20 protein-coding genes and 1 pseudogene are annotated in these 19992 nt (G+C 67.2%); 10 read left to right on the top strand and 11 right to left on the bottom strand.

The window, feature by feature from the left end; translation table 11 throughout:
* Nucleotides 1-96 precede the first annotated feature (96 nt).
* Nucleotides 97-852: a hypothetical protein gene (locus tag IPG97_11260; GenBank protein ID MBK6857095.1), complete on the top strand. Its 756-nt coding sequence runs from the start codon at nucleotides 97-99 to the stop codon at nucleotides 850-852.
* Nucleotides 788-1600 carry a hypothetical protein gene (locus IPG97_11255; protein MBK6857094.1) on the top strand — a complete coding sequence of 271 codons (813 nt, stop codon included), beginning with the start codon at nucleotides 788-790 and terminating at the stop codon, nucleotides 1598-1600. Before IPG97_11260 ends, IPG97_11255 begins: the two co-directional genes overlap by 65 nt.
* 6 nt (nucleotides 1601-1606) lie before the next feature.
* Here IPG97_11255 and IPG97_11250 read toward each other — a convergent pair whose 3' ends face one another.
* The 5 genes from IPG97_11250 to IPG97_11230 all read right to left on the bottom strand — a co-directional run bounded on the left by IPG97_11250 (nucleotide 1607) and on the right by IPG97_11230 (nucleotide 5992).
* Complete coding sequence (locus IPG97_11250; GenBank protein MBK6857093.1) at nucleotides 1607-1948, bottom strand: META domain-containing protein; 342 nt, start codon at nucleotides 1946-1948, stop codon at nucleotides 1607-1609.
* Between the two features lie 68 nt (nucleotides 1949-2016).
* Nucleotides 2017-2790 carry a beta-propeller domain-containing protein gene (locus tag IPG97_11245; GenBank protein MBK6857092.1) on the bottom strand — a complete coding sequence of 258 codons (774 nt, stop codon included), beginning with the start codon at nucleotides 2788-2790 and terminating at the stop codon, nucleotides 2017-2019.
* Nucleotides 2787-4496 (bottom strand): beta-propeller domain-containing protein, encoded by a 1710-nt coding sequence (locus tag IPG97_11240; protein ID MBK6857091.1) that lies wholly within the window; start codon nucleotides 4494-4496, stop codon nucleotides 2787-2789. The genes IPG97_11245 and IPG97_11240 overlap by 4 nt, the downstream gene beginning before the upstream one ends.
* 13 nt (nucleotides 4497-4509) lie before the next feature.
* Entirely contained in the window at nucleotides 4510-5004 is a 495-nt protein-coding gene (locus IPG97_11235) for a sigma-70 family RNA polymerase sigma factor (protein ID MBK6857090.1), read from the bottom strand.
* A gap of 97 nt (nucleotides 5005-5101) precedes the next feature.
* Nucleotides 5102-5992 carry an HAD family phosphatase gene (locus IPG97_11230; GenBank protein ID MBK6857089.1) on the bottom strand — a complete coding sequence of 297 codons (891 nt, stop codon included), beginning with the start codon at nucleotides 5990-5992 and terminating at the stop codon, nucleotides 5102-5104.
* Nucleotides 5993-6097: 105 nt separating this feature from the next.
* Here IPG97_11230 and IPG97_11225 point away from each other — a divergent pair, with 105 nt between their 5' ends.
* From IPG97_11225 to IPG97_11215, 3 genes are read left to right on the top strand one after another with little or no spacing between them, the layout of a single operon-like run.
* Nucleotides 6098-6553, top strand: coding sequence for a hypothetical protein (locus IPG97_11225; protein ID MBK6857088.1), 456 nt, complete (start codon nucleotides 6098-6100; stop codon nucleotides 6551-6553).
* A 13-nt stretch (nucleotides 6554-6566) separates the two neighbouring features.
* Complete coding sequence (locus tag IPG97_11220) at nucleotides 6567-8150, top strand: alkaline phosphatase D family protein (protein ID MBK6857087.1); 1584 nt, start codon at nucleotides 6567-6569, stop codon at nucleotides 8148-8150.
* Between the two features lie 26 nt (nucleotides 8151-8176).
* The gene (locus tag IPG97_11215) at nucleotides 8177-8548 is read left to right on the top strand and encodes a hypothetical protein (protein ID MBK6857086.1); all 372 of its coding nucleotides are present in this window, start codon (nucleotides 8177-8179) and stop codon (nucleotides 8546-8548) included.
* Nucleotides 8549-8666: 118 nt separating this feature from the next.
* On the opposite strand, the gene IPG97_11210 is transcribed toward IPG97_11215, so the two are convergent.
* The 3 genes from IPG97_11210 to IPG97_11200 form a co-directional block, all read right to left on the bottom strand.
* Complete coding sequence (locus IPG97_11210; protein ID MBK6857085.1) at nucleotides 8667-9104, bottom strand: type II toxin-antitoxin system VapC family toxin; 438 nt, start codon at nucleotides 9102-9104, stop codon at nucleotides 8667-8669.
* Nucleotides 9101-9352, bottom strand: a complete 252-nt coding sequence (locus IPG97_11205) for an antitoxin (GenBank protein MBK6857084.1) — start codon at nucleotides 9350-9352, stop codon at nucleotides 9101-9103. The genes IPG97_11210 and IPG97_11205 overlap by 4 nt, the downstream gene beginning before the upstream one ends.
* Before the next feature lie 63 nt (nucleotides 9353-9415).
* Nucleotides 9416-9979 (bottom strand): hypothetical protein, encoded by a 564-nt coding sequence (locus IPG97_11200; protein ID MBK6857083.1) that lies wholly within the window; start codon nucleotides 9977-9979, stop codon nucleotides 9416-9418.
* A 93-nt stretch (nucleotides 9980-10072) separates the two neighbouring features.
* On the opposite strand from IPG97_11200, the gene IPG97_11195 reads away from it, so the two are divergent.
* Both IPG97_11195 and IPG97_11190 read left to right on the top strand, forming a co-directional pair.
* The gene (locus IPG97_11195) at nucleotides 10073-10747 is read left to right on the top strand and encodes a pyridoxamine 5'-phosphate oxidase family protein (protein MBK6857082.1); all 675 of its coding nucleotides are present in this window, start codon (nucleotides 10073-10075) and stop codon (nucleotides 10745-10747) included.
* A gap of 19 nt (nucleotides 10748-10766) precedes the next feature.
* Nucleotides 10767-11989: pseudogene (locus tag IPG97_11190) on the top strand (saccharopine dehydrogenase NADP-binding domain-containing protein).
* A gap of 145 nt (nucleotides 11990-12134) precedes the next feature.
* On the opposite strand, the gene IPG97_11185 reads toward IPG97_11190, so the two are convergent.
* On the bottom strand, nucleotides 12135-12977 hold the full coding sequence (locus tag IPG97_11185) for a hypothetical protein (protein MBK6857081.1): 843 nt from the start codon (nucleotides 12975-12977) through the stop codon (nucleotides 12135-12137).
* Between IPG97_11185 and IPG97_11180 the strand changes: the two genes are divergently transcribed.
* The 3 genes from IPG97_11180 to IPG97_11170 are packed head-to-tail and all read left to right on the top strand — an operon-like array spanning nucleotide 12978 to nucleotide 18282.
* Nucleotides 12978-15458, top strand: coding sequence for a hypothetical protein (locus tag IPG97_11180; protein MBK6857080.1), 2481 nt, complete (start codon nucleotides 12978-12980; stop codon nucleotides 15456-15458).
* Nucleotides 15374-17044 (top strand): AAA family ATPase, encoded by a 1671-nt coding sequence (locus tag IPG97_11175; GenBank protein ID MBK6857079.1) that lies wholly within the window; start codon nucleotides 15374-15376, stop codon nucleotides 17042-17044. The genes IPG97_11180 and IPG97_11175 overlap by 85 nt, the downstream gene beginning before the upstream one ends.
* The gene (locus IPG97_11170; GenBank protein ID MBK6857078.1) at nucleotides 17020-18282 is read left to right on the top strand and encodes a hypothetical protein; all 1263 of its coding nucleotides are present in this window, start codon (nucleotides 17020-17022) and stop codon (nucleotides 18280-18282) included. Before IPG97_11175 ends, IPG97_11170 begins: the two co-directional genes overlap by 25 nt.
* Here the strand turns inward: IPG97_11170 and IPG97_11165 are convergent.
* The gene (locus IPG97_11165; GenBank protein ID MBK6857077.1) at nucleotides 18269-18406 is read right to left on the bottom strand and encodes a hypothetical protein; all 138 of its coding nucleotides are present in this window, start codon (nucleotides 18404-18406) and stop codon (nucleotides 18269-18271) included. The two genes, IPG97_11170 and IPG97_11165, sit on opposite strands and share 14 nt — an antisense overlap.
* A 142-nt stretch (nucleotides 18407-18548) precedes the next feature.
* Nucleotides 18549-19946 carry a diguanylate cyclase gene (locus IPG97_11160; protein ID MBK6857076.1) on the bottom strand — a complete coding sequence of 466 codons (1398 nt, stop codon included), beginning with the start codon at nucleotides 19944-19946 and terminating at the stop codon, nucleotides 18549-18551.
* Nucleotides 19947-19992 lie beyond the last annotated feature (46 nt).

Genomic DNA, 19992 nt, shown 5'->3' with positions numbered 1-19992 from the left:
GCCGACCGACATTCAGGGCGGCTCCGATGTCCGCTACGGTCGGTCATGTCGGGTGACCGTACCTGCACCTGACGCTGAGCCGTGAGGTGAACAACGATGAACCCGCCTGCCCGACCGCTCCGACGGGTCCGGTTGACCGCCACTCTCCTCGCCACCTCCCTGACCCTGGCGACGGCGTGTGGCGGCGCTTCGTCAGAGGACGCCAAGTCCGACGGGAACGGCGGCGAGGCACGCCAGACCCTGGCCCTCAACGCGGCCGCCGGTGAGTCGGGCCTGGCCGAGGCCGGAGAACCGCAACGGGGTGGAGACCTCGTGTACGGCATCGAATCCGAGTCGACTGCCGGGTTCTGCCTCTCCGAGGCCAACCTCGCCATCTCCGGAATGACGGTGGCCCGAGCCTTCTACGACACCCTCACAGTCCCCAACGCCGCCGGTGGCTACACCCCTTACCTGGCGAAGTCGGTCACCCCCAACGATGACTACACCGCCTGGACCATCAAGCTACGCCCCGAGATCACCTTCCACGACGGCAGCCCTCTCGATGCCACCGTGGTCAAGAACAACCTCGACGCCTACCGCGGCAAGTACCCGGGTCGGGCATCGATGCTGTTCACCTTCATCCTCTCCGACGTCTCCGACACCCGGGTGATCGACCCCCTCACCGTCGAGGTCACCACCAAACGCCCGTGGGTCAGCTTCCCGGCCTACCTGTTCTCGTCGGCCCGGCTCGGGATCATGGCACAGGCCCAGCTCGACGCCTCGGCCGCCGACTGCAATCAACCTGTTCGTGTCCGACGACCAGGCCGAGGTCAACTTCCTTCAGCTCAACACCTCGATCCCGCCTTTCGATGATGTGCGGATGCGCCAGGCCCTGGCCCACGCCGTGGACCGGGACAACAACAACCAGCGCCTCAACGCCGGCCTGTTGCAGGTGGCGTCGGGTCCGATGGGCCCCGGGTCGATGGGCTACCTCGCCGATGCCGGCATGCCCGCCTACGACCCAGCCGCCGCCCGCAAGCTGATCGACCAGTACCGGGCCGACACCGGCCACGACGGTTCGTTCATGGTGACCGCGGGCCCGTCACCGTCGGACAAGCGCAACGCCGAACAGATCCAACGCCAGGCCGAGGCGGTCGGGCTCGAGGTGACCATCCAGACCATCGACCAGTCGGCCCTGATCGATCGGGCCATCGCCGGGGACTTCCAGGGCATGGTGTTCCGCAACTTCCCCGGCGGTGACCCCGACGAGAACTACGTCTGGTGGTACGGCGACGGCAACCTCGTGAACTTCGGAAAGTGGGACGACGCCGAACTGAACGCCCTGCTCGACGAGGGCCGCCAGACCGCCGACCCCGCGGCGCGCAAGAAGATCTACGAGGACGTGAACCGGATCATGGCCACCAAGGTCTACGGCCTGTGGAACACCTACGCCCTGTGGGCCATCGCCCTGGGTGCCGATGTCCACAACGTGCTGGGCCCGCCCTTGCCCGACGCCGACGCCTCCGAGCCCGGGGACGCCACCACCGACGACCCGACCCGCCAGCCCTCGACCGGCCTGGCCACCGCCCACCCCCTCCTCGGGATGTGGATCAGCGAGTAGCAGACGTCAGGGCTTGACCCATTCCAGTTCGATGACGCCGTCGCCGAGCGAGGCCCGGTCGCCGTCGATCACCAGGCGCAGGCGTCCTTCCAGGTTGGAGGTGACCCGGTACTCATGGGCCATGGCGTCGTCGGGGCCGGCCATCAGGGTCGACATGCACGGCCCGATCACCAAGGTGGCGGGATCACCGGGTTCCACGTGGAAGTCACCACCGATGTTGTTGACCCCGCCGCGGCCGTGCATACGCCCGTCGTCACCAAAGGTCAGGTGTGACTCCACGCCCGCCGGGGTCGGGACCCCGCCCGCGGCGGTGACGGTCCAGGTACCAACCAGGTCGTTCTCGGTCATCGGACCATGTTGGTCGACCTGGCCCGTCGTTGCCCGTCGCCCGTCGTGACCCGTCGCCCGTCCTCGACTCAGCCGTAGTAGCCGATCAACGACGACGGGTGGAACACCACCTTGGTGGAGGCGAAGGTCTGGGGGTCGAGGGCTTCCAGGGTCTGGTCGGTGAGCAGGATCGGTGTGCCCTTCACCACCAGTACCCGCGAGACGGTGGGCATCGACGCCTTGGTGCACATGAAGAACGACCCGGTGCCGGCTTGGTCGGGGGCGTACATGGCCACCGTGTCGTCGTCGAGGCGGTAGCACTGGTAGCGGGGCCACTCCACCTCCCGCTTGGCCTGTTCGCAGCGGAGCACCACGTTGTCCGGGCCCACCATCGTGATGATCTCGGGGTCGGTGACCGGCACGGTCGGGCACGGCGCCGGTGCCTCGGGGGGCTGGCTGGCTGCCGGGGCCGCCACCTCGTTCAACCCGCCCGAGGTGCTGAGCACCACCGCGTGGTTGATCCGGTAGTCGCCCCCGTTCCAGTTGGTGTCGACCACGCCCCACATGGCCAGGTCCCGTTCCGGCCACCACGTGAATGCGTGGTGGTCACCGGCGACCATGTCGGCCGACCAGGGCCGCTCCCAGGTGGCCAGCACCGCCGGGGCGTCGGCGTTGGACACGTCGAGCAGGTGGGCCTGCACCCAGGTCCGTTGCTGGCGGTCGTTGCCGGTCCCCACCTCGTCGGAGCGGTTGCCGATCATCAGGGCCTTGCCGTCGGGCAGGGGGTGGGTGTAGCCCACCTCGCCCGGCACGGTGACCCGCCCGGCCCGGCGGGGTGACGACGGGTCGGTGGTGTCGATCACCAGCGTCTCCCGACCGAAGATCCCCGTCGATATGACGATGCGCCCGTCGAGGAAGCGGACCGCACTGACCGCCCCCCTCCGTCGGCCAGGTCGTCCAACGTGGCGGCCCGGGCCAGGGTTCCTCCTTCCCGATCGGGTGCGCCGAGCAGGGTGAGGTTCACCACCGACTCGGGGTTGTAGGACCAAGGTGTCCCCTTGGAGGACACCACGCCCATGGTGTCTCCGACCTCACCGAAGGCAAACTGGCCCACCGTCGACCCGTCTATGATCCCCGACCCCCGGTAGGTGGGGGCACCGCCGGCCTCGGCGAAGCGGAATTCGTGGATGGCTGTCTGCCAGTCGTCGAATCGACGGGCCTCACGCTCAGCGGGGTCGACCCATACCTCCGAGCTGATGGCCACCAGGTCGAGGCCGGCGTAGAGGGTGTTACCGGGAGCCAGGATCGAGGTGGCCGCCGGTTCGAATCGTCCGGTCAAGGGGAAGGTGACCATCGAGGTCATGGCCACCCCGGCGAAGGTGTCGGGCACGTGGACCCGTTCGCAGGGGACCAGCGGTTGGGGTGCGTCTCCGCTGCGCTGCCAGTCGGGGATCCAGTCCGAGACCGCGGAGCCCGCCACCGTCCGGCGGTTCTGGTCCAGTGCGATCGGCACCGCCGCGGGCGTGGTGGGGACCACGAATCCGAGGTCGGCCAGGTTGGAGGTGGTCACCAGCCTGATCTCGCCGCCGACCAGACGGGCCGAAACCAGTGTCCCCTCCAGGCGAACCCGGTCGGTGACCTTGGGTGCGGCCGGATCCGAGACGTCGACCATGGTCACCGTCATGTAGGGGGTGCTGGCCTGGGTGGCCGACGGGTCACCGGGGATCGGTTCGGACACCTCGTACTCTTCGCCGAACACCGCCACCCGGCCGTCGCCGACCAGGATCTGGCTGACGGTCGCCGACGGCATCTCTCCCTCCCGGGTCTCCTCGTCGGAGGGGTCGGGTCCGGGGGTGACGTCGAGCAGGGAACGGACCTCGAGGCTGCCCCCGTCGGTGATGCGCAGGTTCCCCCGGCCATCCAGGTCATAGATCAGGTCGCCCACCGCCTTCACCGAGTCCAGTTCGTCCACCCCCGCCACCTGGACGTTGGTTCCCAGCGTGGACTCATCGCCCGGCCCGGTGTAGGCCAGCTTCGAGTCCTGGCGGGCCATGGGCGCCAGAGACTCGCTGTCGGCGGCGCGCCCGATTGCCATACCCACGGTGTTGAACATCGGCCACCCGCCCACGCCAGCCCCGAAGCCGCGGCTTCCGACATGTTGGGCGCCGACCCGGCGCAGGTCGGCCACCAGGGCGTCGCAGTCGGCGAAGGTGGTGACGGTGCTGACCAGTCGGACCTTGGTGGGGTCGACCGGGGCGTCGCCCAGCCCGGCCAGCAGCTGATCCACCTCGGCGGCGCTGGCCCTTCCGTCGACCCCCGCACCATCGCCGCCGCCCTTGTCTCCACCCCGCTGGGCCACCACCGTCGCCGCCAGCACTGCCACCACCACCAACGACACCAACGACACCGCCCCCAGGCGGCGGGACCGCCGCTTGAGCACGGCCGCCTCCACCTCGGCGGGCGTCAAGGGCTGTACCTCCTCGCGCAACCGGGCCCCGGCCCCGTCGAGCACCGGATCGTGGTCCTCGGTCGGGTTCTGAGCGGGATCGGGGGTTGGGTTGTCGTTCATGGCGAACCTGCCTTCACGAGACGTAGGACTGCAACTGCTCGGAACCACGCAACGAGGCGCGGCCCCGATGGAGGAGGGACTTGACCGCGGGGACGCTCACCCCGAGCGTCTGGGCGATGTCTTCGACCCCGAGGTCGGCGCCGTAGCGAAGGGCCACCGCCGAGGCCTGATCATCGGGCAGGGCCCGTACCGCGGCCCACACCCCCTCGTCGTCGAGCGCGGCCAGCGGGTCCGAACCCGGCCCGGTGGCCGCCAGGGCGGTGAGTCGGGCCACCGCCCGGTCCTCGCTGGCTCGTCGTCGACCCACCGAGATGGCCTCGTTGATGGCCACCCGCCGGACCCATGCCCCCGGCCGGTCGAGGCGCGAAACCCGCCACCAGCTCCGGTAGCCCTTCTCGAAGGCGTCCTGGACGATCTCCTCGGCCCGGGAACGGTCGCCCACGATGGCCTGGACGGCCGCGATGAGTCCCCGGCTCTCACCTCTCACCAGTTGTGCGAAGTCGTCCATGGGGCTCCCGTCCTCTGAACCACACACGCATCAGACCCCTTCGGGGTCGCGCTCGCATTCTGATCCAGCCGCCGGCCAGGATGTCTGACCCGGCTGGTCAGGGCCAGACGTGATCGATGACCTGGACCCAGCCACCCTCGGCGGCGGCGGGGATCACGTGGTCGGCCCGGGCCAGCGCCTCACGGTGAGCCACCTTGGGAACGAGGGCCACCGCGGCGTTGTCGAGCAGTTCCAGGTCGTTGCTGCCATCGCCCAAGGCCAGGACCCGGGTCGAATCCAGACCATGGGCGGCGCAGTAGGCCAGCACCCCGTCCCACTTGGACTGGCCACTGGGTGCCACCGTGAGGGTGGCCAAACCGGGATAGTCGAGCGACCGGTCGAGGTGGGGTTCGGAAGAGTCGCCGACCGCGTCACGGGCCGCCACGCAGGCGGCGTGGTCGACGCCGATGACCGAGAATCCCAACACCGGGTAGCGATCGAGGTTGGTGGCCAGGTCACCGACGAGGGCGGTATCGCCGAAGCTGGCAGCGTGTTCGGGGTGGGTGGTCGGCGCCGGGCCCAACAAGGCGTGGATCCCGTCGACCTCTCCCCCGTCCACGTGGACCACCGGTTGGAGCCCGACCTCGGTGAACGCCGCCAGCACCGCCGCGGCTTCCCCCTGCCGGTACGGGGCCCGATGGAAGCGGACACCGTTGGCCAGGTCGAGCCCCAGCGCCCCGTTGAGCACCACCGCGGGCGGGGCGAGACCGACCGCGGCCAGAGGCCGACGGGTGCTGTCGATCCGCCGCCCGGTAGCCACCAGCACCGGCACCCCTGCCGCCTGCAGTCGAAGGAACGCAGCCACCACGTCGGGAGCCACGTGATCGTCGGTGTGCCAAAGGGTCCCGTCCAGATCGGTCACCACCAGGTCGACCGCGGCATCTGACTTCTGATCGGTAGCTGCCCGGTCCATCGGCTGGCCGTCCCAGGAGTCGTTTGCGCGTTTCACGACCCCAGTCTCCCGGTTGCACACGCCTCCCACCTAACGATTCAGGCCACCTGACGATTCGGTCCACCTGACGATTCGTACCTGTGTGCCCGCTACGTTCGGTCGATGGACAACTCCGGCGACGCTCTGCCCTACCACGAGCGTCCGATCGACGACCGGCCGGTCCACACCACTGACCTTCCCGCCACCCCGCAACGGGACCGCTCGATCCCCGCCCGGGCGTGGATAGAGGCCCCCGACGATCTGTTGCACCTGGGCGACGACCTGCCCGGAACCCCCGAAGCCCAGTACAAGCGCAGGATCGGACCGTGGCTCCTGTGGCGGGCCGGGCCGGCCACCAAGGCCGACGCCCGCTACTGGGCTGCCCACGTCGACACCTTGGAGAGCGCCGGCACCGATACCGGCTCCTTGAGTGGGCCAACTGTGGTGACCTTCCGCCTCCACGCCGACGGGACGGCGACCGGCACCGGCCCGAGCGGCACCGTCCACCAGCGTTTCCGCTCCTGGAAAGAAGACCTCCGCGACCACCCCCGATCCGGCGCATCAGGGATGTCGATGTGAAACCATCCGGACCATGGAGCAGATCGGTCGTCGTTCGTTGATCGTGGGGGCGGCTGCCACCGTCGCCACCCTTCGCATCCAAGCCGCCGGGCTCGCCCTGCCCGCCGCCACCCGAACCGCCCGGATCGGGGCCGACCCGTTCACCCTCGGGGTCGCCACCGGTGACCCCACCAGCACCGGGTTCGTTGCCTGGACCCGCCTGGCCCCCGACCCCACCAACGGCGGGGGGATGGCCCCCGACCCGGTCGCCGTCACCTGGGAAGTGGCTTCTGACGCCGGGTTCTCCAAGGTCGTCCGTTCCGGTTCGGCCACCGCGGTGGCGGAGTTGGCCCACACCGTCCACGTCGACGTCGACGGTCTCGACCCCGACTCGCAGTGGTGGGTCCGTTTCAGCGCCGACGGCTTCGACAGCCCCGTGGCCCACAGCCGCACCCTCCCCGCCTCGGGCACCGCTCCCCTGCGGTTCGGGTTCGTGTCGTGCCAGCACTACTCGTCGGGCTACTACACCGCTTTGCGAGGTCTCGCCGCCGACGGCGTCGACCTGTGGTTGCACCTCGGCGACTACATCTATGAGAACGCCGCCACCGGGCCCGTGCGCTCCCAGGGGGAGACCGAGATCTTCACCCTCGACGACTACCGGAACCGCTACGCCGTCTACAAGAGCGACGCCGACCTCCAGGCCGCCCACCACGCCGCCCCGATGGTGGCGGTCTGGGACGACCACGAGGTCGACAACAACTACGCCGGCGACGTCGGACAGAACGACCAGACCTCCGAGCAGATCCTGGCCCGCCGCACCGCCGGCTACCGAGCCTGGTTCGAGCACCTGCCGGTCCGCCTGGAGGCCCCCACCGGACCCGACCTCAAGATCTACCGGCGCTTCTCGTGGGGCAACCTGGCCACCTTCCACATGCTCGACGGACGTCAATATCGGGACCCGGCCCCGTGTGATGGCGCCATCACCGACTGCCCCGACCGTGTCGGTTCGGGTCGCACCATGCTCGGCGCCAACCAGACAGCCTGGCTCGGCGACGGGCTCGAGACGTCCGGTTCGGTGTGGGACGTGGTCGGCCAACAGACGGTGTTCGCCCCCATGCCGTTCGGCCCGTTCTTCAACCTGGACCAGTGGGACGGTTACCCCGAGGACCGCCAGACGGTGTGGGAGATGTTGCGCCGCCGCCCCAACCCGGTGATCTGCACCGGCGACATCCACGCGGCGGGCGTCGCCCACCTCCACCACGATCTCGAGGACGTCACCACGCCCCGGATCGGCACCGAACTGGTCGGTACCTCGGTCGCGTCCACCTTCCCCGCCGACCTGGTCGACGCCGCCGAAGGCCTGGTTCGGCCGTTGCCGTGGGTCGAGTACGTGAACGCCCGCAAGCGGGGCTACACCGTCGTCGACCTCACCGCTGAAAAGTTGGTGGCCACCTACAAGGTGGTCAGCGACGCCACCATCCCCGACGGCGCCATCTCGGTGGCCCACGTCACCGAGGTCGACGCCCGATCCCCGGGCTCGCCGCCACCGCCGCAGTCTCCACCGCCGGCGGCCGCGCCCGCCACCCCGGTGACCGGAGGAGCCCGTTACACCGGCTGAGGGTCAGACCGGCCAATATGTCGGCCATGTCAGCCGTCGAGTTCGCAGTTGTCGGGGCCATCGGATACTTCGTGGTGTTCGGGTTCGGATTCCTGTTCCGACCCGAACTGGCCGACCGGTTCGGGCTGGCCTGGGTGCGCCCGGCCGGCAAGACCGAGATCCGCTGCTACTACGGCGCCGTGTCATGGGGCCTGGCCGGGTTCGCCGCCTACCTGTGGAGCCGAGGCCTGGAGTTGGAGGCGCTCACCGGTGTGCTTTTCCTGGCCGTCGCCGTCCTGACCACCCGGGTGGTGGGCACCGTCGTGGACCGCGCTGCCGATGACCCCTACACCCGCCTGGCCATCCCCACCGAAACCGCCTTCGTGTTGGCCCTGGCCCTGGTCCGCTTCACCGCGTAGGACCCGAGCGGATAGGTCCGGTCGTCGTCGCTGCGAGGGTGATCAGACCGAGGCTTCGCCTCGGTTAACCATGCCGTGCTTATGGGTCGGCTCACCTATCGGCTCGCCTCCTTAGGCGTCACAGACCTGGACTGGTGGGAAGGATCCACTCGAGGTTGCTGAACCGAGCGAAGTCGCGGTCGAAGGAGGCCAAAGCCGCTCCGTTCTCGACGGCCAGCGCGGCTAGGTGAGCATCGACCACGAGGCCCCCTGCAACCTCGTTTTCGATGCACATCGCCTGAAAGACCTCGACGTGTCGCTCCCCGGCCTCGATCCGCTGATACCCGGGCTGGCCCACGACTGCACGAATGAACCCGAAGGCATCAGCGATAGGTGTCGGTTCCCGAAACACCCGTCGATCGGTGGTGAGCCGGCCGAAGGACGCCCAGACGGTGGCAGGAACTCCGAAGCTCTTTCGCCGATCGACGATGTGAGCCAGCCACGGCCGAGCAACACCGTGATGGGGGTGGTCGGATCGCTGAGCGGCGAGCACCACGTTGGTGTCGAGAAGGATCATCGCCGCTGGTCCAGATCCGTTCCCTCATCGAGCAGGTCGCGCAGCGCCCTGTTGGAGGTGAGGTCTACCCCAGGGTGAACACCGGTACCGGCGAACACCGGGATCTCGGGCGCCGAATCGGGAGCGACACGAGCGAACTGCATCCGAAGGGCGTCCTCGATGACTGCACCCAGCGACACCCCGCTCCTGCGGGCCTGGTCTCTGGCTTGGGCGAGAAGGTGATCATCGATCGCGACGGTGGTGCGCATGATGCGCATTATACGACATCACGGTCATCATTGACCGGTCGCGGTGCTGCTCCGCTGGTCGCGCTACCCGGCGTCGGGGTATCCGGCCTTGCCGTCACCGTCGAGGTCGAGGCAGATCTCCGGTCCCATCGACGCCGCAGTTTCGTACATGCAGAAGGCCCCATCCTGAAGCAGGACACCCTGCCCGTCACCTTCGGGGTCGATGCAGTCGGCGTGGGAACCAACCTCGCAGGGCATCCCATAGGTCATGCCGGGGGGCAGACCGTCGGGCGAAGGACCAGACGACCCAGCCCCGCCACCGCCACCACCACCACCACCACCACCGTTGGTTCCGCCGCCACCGCCGTTGGTTCCGCCGCCACCGCCCGAGCGAGGCGCGGTCGTCGTCGGGATGGTCGTGGTCGTCGTGGACGGGACCGTGGTGGAGGGAACGGTGGTAGAGGTAGTCGTGGTGGTCGGGTCCTGTTCGGTACCCGGACCCGCCGATCCGGTGTCGACCGATCTCGCCTCGGTGGTCGGGCTGTCGGCGACCTTGTCCGACGAGCCGCCACAGCCCACCATCGCCACACTCGCCAGGGTCAACCCGCAGGTAGCCACCAGGAACCGGAAACCGCGCTCAACTGCCATGGCCCCAATGTAGGCCTACACCGTCGCCCGATGGCCGCGATAGCGAGACGGGGTTCGAAATCTGTTGGAGGGTGAGCGTGCACAACAGCAACGATGGGCCTCATGGCCGGTACCGCTGATCTGTTGGAGACCGATCGGACCCGAGCGCGTCGGGCCAAGGAACGGGTGACCTTCGACGGTGAGCTCGCCTACTCGGTCCTCGACGAGGCCTACGTCGCCCACATCGGGGTGGCCACCGAATCGGGGCCGGTCGTTCTGCCAATGGCCTACGGCCGGGTCGAGGACCGTCTCTATCTGCACGGAGCGGCGGCCAACGGCCTGCTGAGGTCCGGGGTGGAGGCCGAGGTGTGCGTGACGGTGACCATCCTCGACGGGCTGGTGATGGCCCGTTCCGCCTTCCACCACTCCATGAACTTCCGCTGCGTCGTATTGCGGGGACGGGGTCGTCAGGTCACCGACGACACCGAGAAGGCTGCCGCCCTCGATGCCATTGTGGACCACGCCGTTCCCGGTCGTTCCGGCCAGGCCCGCCCCGCCAACGCGACCGAGCTGCGCAAGACGCTGGTGATGTGCGTTTCGATCATCGAAGGGTCGGTGAAGGTGCGCGGCCACGGCGCCGTCGACGATCCCGAGGATCTCGACCTCCCGGTGTGGGCTGGCGTAATCCCGCTGTCGGTGGTCTTCGGCAAAGCGACCCAGGAGCCTGACCAGCCCGCGGGCTTGGCCGTGCCAGAGCCTGGTTCAGGAGGAAGGGCCGAACCCGCCTGATACCTGGTAGGCCTGACCCATGGGGAATGAACGCCGCACCTTCGACCTGATCCTCTTCGGGGCCACGAGCTTCGTCGGCCAGATCCTGACCCGCCGTCTGGTCGAGCGGTACGGCACCGACGGTCCTCTTCGCTGGGCCATCGCCGGCCGTGACCCCGCCAAACTGGCCCGGGTGGCGGCCGAGACGGGCGCCGAGGAACGACTGGTGGCCGATGCCGCCGACAGTGCCGCTCTGGCCGACCTGGCCCGGTCGACCAAGGTGATCGTGTCCACCGTCGGCCCCTTCGCCGTCCACGGCTCACCCCTGGTGGCCGCGGCCGTCGCGGCCGGCACCGACTACTGCGATTCGACCGGTGAGCCGCAGTGGATCCGCCGGATGATCGACGAGCACACCACGGCAGCGGAGATGAGCGGAGCCCGGCTGGTGCCGGCGTGCGGGTTCGACTCCGTGCCGTCGGACCTGGGTGTATGGCACCTCCAGCAGCTGTCGATGGAACGTTTCGGTGAGCCGTGCGAGACCGTCGCCATGCGGGTGGCCTCGCTCCGAGGTGGGGCCAGCGGAGGAACCATGGCCTCGATGATGAACGTGATGGATGAGGCATCGTCGGATCCGACCCTGCGCGGCTTCCTGTCCGATGCCCGAGGGCTCAACCCCGTCGACCTGCGAACCGGCTCCATCTCAGCGGAGTTGCGAGGCCCCAAGCACGACAACGTCTCTGGACAGTGGGTGGCACCGTTCGTGATGGCCGGCGTGAACGTGAAGGTCGTCCACCGCACCAACGCACTGCTGGGCCAGCGGTGGGGACCGAACTTCACCTACGACGAAGCGATGTCGATGGGCACTGGCCCGCTCGGGGCAGCCAAGGCCGGTGGCCTGTCCGCAGGCCTGGTGGCAGGGATGGGCCTGGCCGCGATCGGTCCCACCCGGCGCGCTCTCACCCGCTACGTACTGCCCAAGCCAGGCCAGGGACCGACCGTGCAAACCCAAGAGAAGGGTTCGTTCGACCTGAGGTTCTTCGGCACCACCCGCTCAGGTTCGACCATCCGCACCCGGTCACCGGCGACCGCGACCCGGGCTATGCCGGAACGGCGCGCATGCTGGCCGAGGCCGCGGGCACGTTGGTGGAGACCGGCCCCGACGACCTGGCCGGAGGGTTCTGGACCCCGGCTGCCGCCTTCGGTGACCGCCTGGTGGAACGACTCGAGGCCCACGCCGGCATCCGATTCGACCCCATGGATTGACGAGACGGGCCGCCCGACCGTGGAGCGCACAACCGATCGCCGTGGAATGATCACGGCCGGTACCCAAAGTCCGTCGACAAGAAGGCCAACGCCTCCACCCGTAGCTCCAACAAGCGCAAGCAGGCTGGACGCGACGCCAAGGCGCCTAGGTGAGAGCGTCGAACCGATAGGCGACAGCAAGGGATTTCCCTGGGGGCAGGAACCGGCCACCGTGAGCGACGGCGTCGTCCGGCGATAGGCCGAAGGCGCCGTTGGCCATGGTGACCGGTTCGACGCACACCCACCCAGGAACACCGCTGAACACCACCACGTCGGTGACCGGTCCCTCCCAGGTCAGGGCCAGCTCCCCGATCGTGGCCGTCGTTGCGGTGAGCGCGGTGAAGCAACCGTCCATCGGTTCGGGGTTGACCCAGCCCCGCAGGTCGTAGCAGCCCTCGACCGGCACGGGCCGTCCCGTCGGCATCGGCTCACCGGGCCAACGCCGTTCCGCCGGTAACGAAACCGTTGCGGACCGAAACCACGGGTGGATGCCGATCCCAACCGGAACCGGCTCGATTCCCGTGTTGATGACAGACAACGAGACCCCCAATCCTCGGGGTTCGAGTTCGTAGGACAGGGAGGCGCGGAGGCGGTACGGGCCGTCGACCACGTCGACGATCAGGCTGATGGCGTGGCCGGAGCTGGCCTCGACCTTCCACGGGCGCGAAGCAACCAGTCCGTGGATGGCGCTGCCGTCAGCGCAGTTCGGCGGGAAGTCGGCTGCCACCCCACCAAAGCGAAGCCTCCCGCCCGGGAGCCGGTTGGACCACGGGACCAGCGGATAACAACCCCACTCGTCCCATCCGAGGTCGGGTGCGTGTGACCGGATCAGCGGGCCGAACCCAAGGTCGAGCTGACCGAGCCGCCCCCCCATCGCCGGGTGAACGGTGGCCGTTGCTCCTCCCGCGGTGAGCGAAACCGATGGCATCACCTCGATGTCACCGGTCACGTGAGGGATCCCAGCAAGGAGAAACTCCAGCTCTTCCTGTCGTGGCCCAGCCCTGGACTCGGCCTGGTGTGCTGCACCTTTTCACCATCTAGGGCGTTCGCGCTACCGGAGCGCTACCGGCCGCTACCGGCCGCCGACCCCGCCGCTACCGGGTGCGCCGACATTCTCCTCAACACCTGTTCGTCTGAGGGAGAAGCCATGAAGACCGTTCCGATCAGAATTCGACTGCTGGCCATGTTGGCCCTGCCGGTTGCGGCCTTGGCCGTGGTGGCTGGAATGAACGTGCGACGGGCCGGCCACCAACTCGACATGGCTCGCCGACAGCATGAGCAGGCCGAGATCACGGCCGGTCCCGCCAGCCTGGTTGGCGCCCTACAGGATGAACGCAACTACGCGGCAGTTTGGATGATTGGCTTGGAGGCCGGTGCCGACCTCAGAGCGAAGGACAACCCCAGCGCACGGGCCACCACCGACGAACTGCTGAGCGAATTCCGGCGTCGACTCGAGGCGACCGAACCCGAGGTGCAACAGACGTACCGAGGGGCACTCACTTCAACGGAGGAAATGATCGGTCAGATTCGGGACAGTGTCGACTCCACCACCGGGCGCGGGAAGGGACAGATCACCAAGGCCGACGGGGTCTTCAGCGACTACTCGGACCTCATCGACCTATTCCACAACGCCAACGATCGATCGTTGGAGCTCATCGCCGATACCGATCTGCGCAGCATGGGGCGATCGCTCGCCTTTCAGACCAGGACCGCAGACCTCCAGGCCCAGATCTTCCGCGACATCGCCGTGCCCAAGATCACTCAGGACTCCGGTGATCCAATCGGCTTCGGTGAGCGGGTCGAGATCGCCAAGAAGCGGGCCAACTTCGACTACTTCCAACAGCGTTCCATTGATCTCCTGGCCGGAACCCCGTCGACCCAGAAGGTTGTAGAAGGCTGGATCAACCGCCCGATGCAGAAGGAGTTCTCCCAGCATCTGAAGGAATTCCTGGAATCAGGCACGGGCACGGGACTCACCGTTGTGTTGAATGCAGCCGCCGACGAGAGCCACCCCAACTCCTTCGACGCGGGCGATGCAACCGTCCAAGCCATGCAGGCCCGCAGCAACGAGCTGATCGCAGCGGCAGAGGCCGACCGGACATGGAACCTGATTCTGCTCGCAGTGACCATCGCAGGATCGCTAGGCGGCGCGTTCATGGTGGCTCGTGGACTGATCCGACCCATTCAGCGTCTGACCGAGGAAGCCCTCGTCATGGCCGGCGAAACGCTTCCTGCCTCGGTTGCCTCGGTTCTCGATACCCCGACGGGAACGGACATCGCCATGCCTGAGATGACGTCGATGCCTGCCTCGACCGTGACCGAGGTGGCCGAATTGGCCACGGCGCTGAACTCGGTACAGGCCAGCGCCCTCAACCTGGCCGTAGAACAGGCTGGTCTCCGCCACAATTCAGCAGACTCCCTGGTGAACTTGGGTCGTCGGGTCCAAGGCCTTGTTGGCCGGCAACTCGAAGTGCTGGCCGGCCTGGAGGGCTCAGAGCCTGAACTGGAGCGCCTGAACGAGCTCTACCGCGTCGACCATCTGGCCACCCGGGTGCGACGCAACGCCGAATCGTTGATCGTCTTGGCCGGGTCTGCCAAGGTTCAGCGTCGCACCAGCTTCGGCCCGCCCGTTGCAGTGGAAGGTGTCGTCCGGTCCGCGGTTACCGAGGTGGAGCAGTTCGAGCGAATCGTGCTCGGTGACCTGGGTACATCTGAGGTGTCCGGACAGGTTGCCAAGGACCTTGCTCACCTGCTGGCCGAACTGCTGGAGAACGGCCTTGCCTTCTCACCGCCGACGACCGACGTTGCCGTGAGTGGACGTCTGTTGAGCGATGGCCGCTACGTGATCCGAATCGACGACTCTGGCATCGGCTTGCGCCCAGAGCCGTTGAAGGAGGCCAACTCCCGACTGAGCGGCGAGGAAACGTTCAACACGACTCCTTCGAAGTACCTCGGCCACTACGTGATCGGCCATCTCGCCAAGACCCACGGAATCACCGTCGAACTGTCGTCGAACGACGACGAAGGCGTCACCGCGAGAGTGGTGGTACCCGCGGCGTTGGTCTCGGCCCCCCGGCCGGCCCCAGCGCCCGCCCCGGTCATCGACGTGAATGCGACGCCGGCATCTCCGTCACAGAACGGTGACGACCATCGCACGTTGAAGCCGTGGGACATCTCGGTTGCTTCAGCCGACACGCCTGCTGAAGGCACCTACGCCTCCTACGTCCACGCCAACCGAACCCTGCACGAGCTGGTGTCGGCCCGCCGGGAGATCGATGCTGAGGTTCGGGCTCCCGAGGTGAGGCGGCCGAGGCACTGGCCTCGACACCGGACGGGTTGGTCCAGTTGCGCCTCATCAGCGAGACCCGGACCCGGGCCTGGGACCTGCTTCTCGAGGCACGCTCCGCTTGCGGCGAGGACGAAGACCTGATCCCCGACCTCGAAGCAACCGTGGCAGCCGACCCATTCGCGGAACGCGGGTGGGAGATGCTCATGACGGCTCTGTATCGCTCCGGCCGCCAAGCCGCAGCCTTGGGCGCATTCCAACGAGCGAGGGCCGTGCTGATTGAGGGGGCTGGCCTCGAACCTGGCCCAGGTCTACGCGAGCTCGAACAACGGATCATCGAGCAAGACCGGAGCCTGTTGCGCTGGTCTGCTACCGCCACCTCGAACACGGAGCCTGGTACTGCTTCCGTTCCACAAGCACCATCCACGGTTGACTCCACCGCAAGATCGGAAGCCGAACAGGGGTCTCATTCGATTGCCGCGGACCTCTCGTGGTTCCAGACCCCGACGAGGCTGGCCGGTCGCCGAAACGAACTCGAAGCGATCGAAGCGGCGATCGCTGCCTCCAGGACTGAGAATCTGCCCCAGGTGATCATGCTCGGCGGTGACGCCGGAATGGGAAAGACCCGCTTGGCCGGTGAGGCAGCCCCGGCCGCCAGTGACGCTGGGATCCGGGTCCTCTACGGAGCCTGTGACCCGTCGATCTCCAGCGCGCACCGTCCGATCTCGATGGCGATCGAGCGTCATTTGGCTCGCGATCCTGGAGCCTTTGACCATCTCCCACAATCGACCCTCGCCCTACTGGCGACGATATCTCCAGCTCTAGAGGACAAAGTCGGCCCAGCCGGCAAGCACGAGCTCTCAGACGCAGACGATGACCATCGAATCATCGTCTCGATCGGTGCTTGGTTGGCCAGCATTGCCGACGGCCAAGGCTTGCTCTTGGTGCTCGATGACCTGCATTGGGCTCCGGCATCCACGGTGGCCCTGGTCACCCACCTTGCCAACAACCCCATTCCCATACCGCTAACTGTCATCGCCACCTACCGCCCACGGGATCTGACGGACAGGTCCGCACTCACCACCGCGCTGCCCACACTGCTGAGACACCCTCGTTGCCGGTCGATCCAGCTGGGCCGTCTCAGCTACCAGGAGATGCACGACCTCGTCGAACAATCGGCCGGCCACGATGTGCCCGAGGAGCTCACGGGCCACATCGAACGGGTGACGGGAGGAAACCCATACCTGGTGGTGTCAACGCTGCGCCACATCACCAACTCCGAGCTGGCCGTGCGCCGGAATCAGCGGTGGGAGCTCAGGCCCGGTGCATTGTGGCGGGCATTCCACCCGACAACGCCATCGATGCCATCGAACCCGCGGCTCTCAATGGTTTGGTCGTCGAGGACAGCTTCGACCGCTGGCGTTGGGAACATGACCTTGCCCGCAACATCGTCTTGGACAAGGTCTCAACCACCAGACGGGTTCAGACCCACTGGCGCCTGGCCCAGGCTCTCTTCGAGAGTGACCGCACCGACCTTCATGACGTTGCGCACCACACCACCGAAGGCATCCTCGCCGCCGACCCAACCGTCGCCGCCAAATACCTCGTTCGGGCGTCCGAACATGCCATTCACCGCGAGCCGCGGACTGCCCTCGCCTATATCGAATGTGCATCCGAGGCGATTTCGCCCGGAGACGATCTCCACATGGATGCGACGTTGTCGATCTTGAACGCCATCGCGATTCTCGAGATCGCCCAGGATGTGCATGACCCGCAATTCGTAGCTGCAGCCGAGCGGGCCCAGGCCCTGGCCGTCAGGGCTGGCGACCCTGACCTGATCCTTCGAGCCCACATCTTCGACAACCGGATGCCGGTGTTCGATCATCGCTTCCGAAACTACGACGCCCACATCGAGTCGTGCTGGGCGACCCTGGATGCCCTCGACTCCGCTCAGACCGACGAGCGGGCGATACTCCTCAGCCACATCGAACGCATGTGCGCGTTCGATGTGGAGGGCAGAGAAAGGGCCCGAAAATCTCTAGATGCAATCCCGAATCGCTGCCTCTCCGAGCGAGCAAGATCAGAGATCGCCGCACAGCAGCGCACGTCGCGGTCGGGCATCCGACTTCTCACCGCGATTGCCAATAGCCCGCTCGACCAATCTGAAACACCCGGGAGCCGGCTCACCACTGTCGACCTCGTGACCCATCCGGACGCCGAAACAGGGGCCACCCTCGACCGGATTACCGAGATGCTGAGGAACGGTCAACTGCAGAGCGCCAGAGACTCCCTGACCCCGTTGATCGGCAATCCCACCGGCGACAACGCGGCCGACCTGATCTCCAGAGCCCGCTTGGCGGTCATCCAGTCAGCCACCGCCGACGTCGTGGGCCTTCGAGAGTCGCTGGAGTGGCTCAACTCCTTCCACTCGACCGCCATGCTCCGGGGTTACCTGGATGAAGCCATTCGCGGAGCCCGAGTCGGGCTGATGCAGTTGGAGAACGGTCTTCCCGACATGGCCGATCTCTACCTCGAGATGGCCGACGACCCCTTGATCATTCCGTTCATGGGGGAGACCTTCAGGATCGGCGCAGCGTGGACGTGGTTCAAAGGCGGCCACCACGCTCAGGCCGAGGCAGTGCTCGATGAGATCATTGCCGCCGAACAAGGGCTGAGCGGGTTGTTCGAGACGGCGGTGATGTACGCAGAGCTGGTCGCTCACTATCGGCCGGAACTGGCATCCTCGCCCGAGATCGTCGAGACGCTCAGGGGGCGCTCAGGCGAATGGATATTCGTGATCTCGCTGTCCCTCGGACCAGTGGACCTATACCTGGCCAAGCTTGCCCTCGCGTCAGGTGATGACCCCGAGCCCTACCTCTCATCGGCGCTAACGGCGGCCGAAGGTGCCGGAGCCACCTTCTGGCTCGACCAGGCAACCCAGGCCATGGCCTCGCTTACCGGCCGGTGAGTTCTCTCCCCCGGGGCCACCAGGAACTTCTCGTAGAGCGGGTGGCGGTCGAGCAGAACGTGGCGATCTCTTCGTTGGTGCCCGGCTCCTGGCCCATGAACTGGTTGAAGGGGAAGCCGAGCAAAGTGAACCCCCGCGCTCAGTGAACAGACCGGGACTGCGAGGTCGTTCTCGCGACCTCGGGGAGGTCGGCTGCTGGTACCGGCCGTGCGAACAGGTAGCCCTGGGCCCGGTCACATCCCAACCCGACCAGTGACTCGACCTGCTCACCGTGCTCGATTCCCTCGGCGATCACGTCGATGCCGAGGGAATCGCCCAACCTGACGATGGCCTCCATCAGGACCAGGTCGGTGGCACCGGCGGTGGTGCCGGCGAAGGTCCGGTCTACCTTCAATACGTCGACGGGCAGGGTCCGCAGGTAGCTCAGCGACGAGTAGCCGGTCCCGAAGTCGTCGATGGCCAGACGAATCCCGGTCTCGCGCAGTTCGACCAGCCGTTCCAGGTGTCGAGGATCTATGTCTACGGCGATGCTCTCGGTGATCTCCAAGACCAGCTGGTCGCGGGAAGCCAGCGGTATCGACCACGGCGCATATCTGGGCTGCGAGGTCTGACTGTTCGAGTTGGCGTCCTGAGAGATTCACGTGCAGCTCGAGGTCTTCGGGCAGGTCACCTCGAGCCCACCATTGCGCCACTTGGGTAGTGGCCTGCCTGACGACCTCGAGACCCAGCTCGACGATCACGCCCGTCTCCTCGGCCAAGGCAATGAACGAGCTGGGCCCCAGCAGACCCCGGGCCGGGTGGTCCCACCGCACCAGCGCCTCGACGGCGACGGTGCGTCCCGTGGAGAGCTCGACTATGGGTTGGTAGTGGCAGACGAACTGGCCCGGCGCCGAGACACCCCGCAGATCCTGGATGATCTCGAGGCGTGCCACCACGGACTCTCGCATCTCCTCCTCGAACTGACGGAAGGTTGCCTTGCCGTTCGCCTTAGCTTCGTAGAGGGCGGCATCGGCATCGGCGAGCACCTGTTCGCCTCGCGCCCCCGGCGCGGAATCGGCGTGGGCGACCCCGATGCTTGCCTTGGTGAACACCTGGCGCCCGTCGAGGGGAAATGCGATCTCGAGGGCATCGAGAACCCGGGCTGCCACCACTGCCGCCTCATCGGGTGAGGCCAGACCCTCCATCACGATTCCGAACTCGTCGCCGCCAAGCCGGGCCACGGTGTCTCCCGGCCTGACACAAGCAGAAATCCGCGTCGCTACGCCGACGAGCAACTGGTCTCCGGCGGGGTGACCGAGGCTGTCGTTGACGGTCTTGAAGTCGTCTAGGTCGATGAAGAGCACCGCTGTCCGTTCACCAGTCCGGCGGCTCCTCTCCAACGCGTGGTCGACACGATCGCCGAACAGTCGACGATTGGCCAGGCCGGTCAGCGGATCGTGCAGTGCCTGGTGGCTGAGCTCGGCTTCTCGAGCGGTCAACTCGCCGACCTTGACCTCCAAAGCCTGGGTGAGCGAACGGTTCTCCCACATCTCCATCAGGTGACGGACCACGATCAGCGCCGCCACCACCACGATCACCACATCGAGAAAGGCGTCGCCCACATGCCCGGTCGAGGCCAGGACCACCCGCACCACCATGGCGATGCAGGCCAAGGTCAGGGGCACCGCAGACCTGCGGAACGACCGCTCCATTCCCGGGGTCAGCCGAACA

It is taken from the genome of Microthrixaceae bacterium (assembly GCA_016702505.1).
Classification (GTDB): Bacteria; Actinomycetota; Acidimicrobiia; order Acidimicrobiales; family Iamiaceae; genus Aquihabitans.
Note: the sequence above shows the minus strand (reverse complement) of the source record. Positions and strands in the feature narration are given on the sequence as shown.

What these genes read in the sequence shown, in the direction of transcription:
- IPG97_11260 (MBK6857095.1), top strand. Translation starts at nt 97, where the DNA reads ATGAACCCGCCTGCCCGACCGCTCCGACGGGTCCGGTTGACCGCCACT.
- IPG97_11250 (MBK6857093.1), bottom strand. Translation starts at nt 1,948, where the DNA reads ATGACCGAGAACGACCTGGTTGGTACCTGGACCGTCACCGCCGCGGGC.
- IPG97_11240 (MBK6857091.1), bottom strand. Translation starts at nt 4,496, where the DNA reads ATGAACGACAACCCAACCCCCGATCCCGCTCAGAACCCGACCGAGGAC.
- IPG97_11235 (MBK6857090.1), bottom strand. Translation starts at nt 5,004, where the DNA reads ATGGACGACTTCGCACAACTGGTGAGAGGTGAGAGCCGGGGACTCATC.
- IPG97_11225 (MBK6857088.1), top strand. Translation starts at nt 6,098, where the DNA reads ATGGACAACTCCGGCGACGCTCTGCCCTACCACGAGCGTCCGATCGAC.
- IPG97_11220 (MBK6857087.1), top strand. Translation starts at nt 6,567, where the DNA reads ATGGAGCAGATCGGTCGTCGTTCGTTGATCGTGGGGGCGGCTGCCACC.
- IPG97_11215 (MBK6857086.1), top strand. Translation starts at nt 8,177, where the DNA reads ATGTCAGCCGTCGAGTTCGCAGTTGTCGGGGCCATCGGATACTTCGTG.
- IPG97_11210 (MBK6857085.1), bottom strand. Translation starts at nt 9,104, where the DNA reads ATGATCCTTCTCGACACCAACGTGGTGCTCGCCGCTCAGCGATCCGAC.
- IPG97_11205 (MBK6857084.1), bottom strand. Translation starts at nt 9,352, where the DNA reads ATGCGCACCACCGTCGCGATCGATGATCACCTTCTCGCCCAAGCCAGA.
- IPG97_11200 (MBK6857083.1), bottom strand. Translation starts at nt 9,979, where the DNA reads ATGGCAGTTGAGCGCGGTTTCCGGTTCCTGGTGGCTACCTGCGGGTTG.
- IPG97_11195 (MBK6857082.1), top strand. Translation starts at nt 10,073, where the DNA reads ATGGGCCTCATGGCCGGTACCGCTGATCTGTTGGAGACCGATCGGACC.
- IPG97_11170 (MBK6857078.1), top strand. Translation starts at nt 17,020, where the DNA reads ATGGATGCGACGTTGTCGATCTTGAACGCCATCGCGATTCTCGAGATC.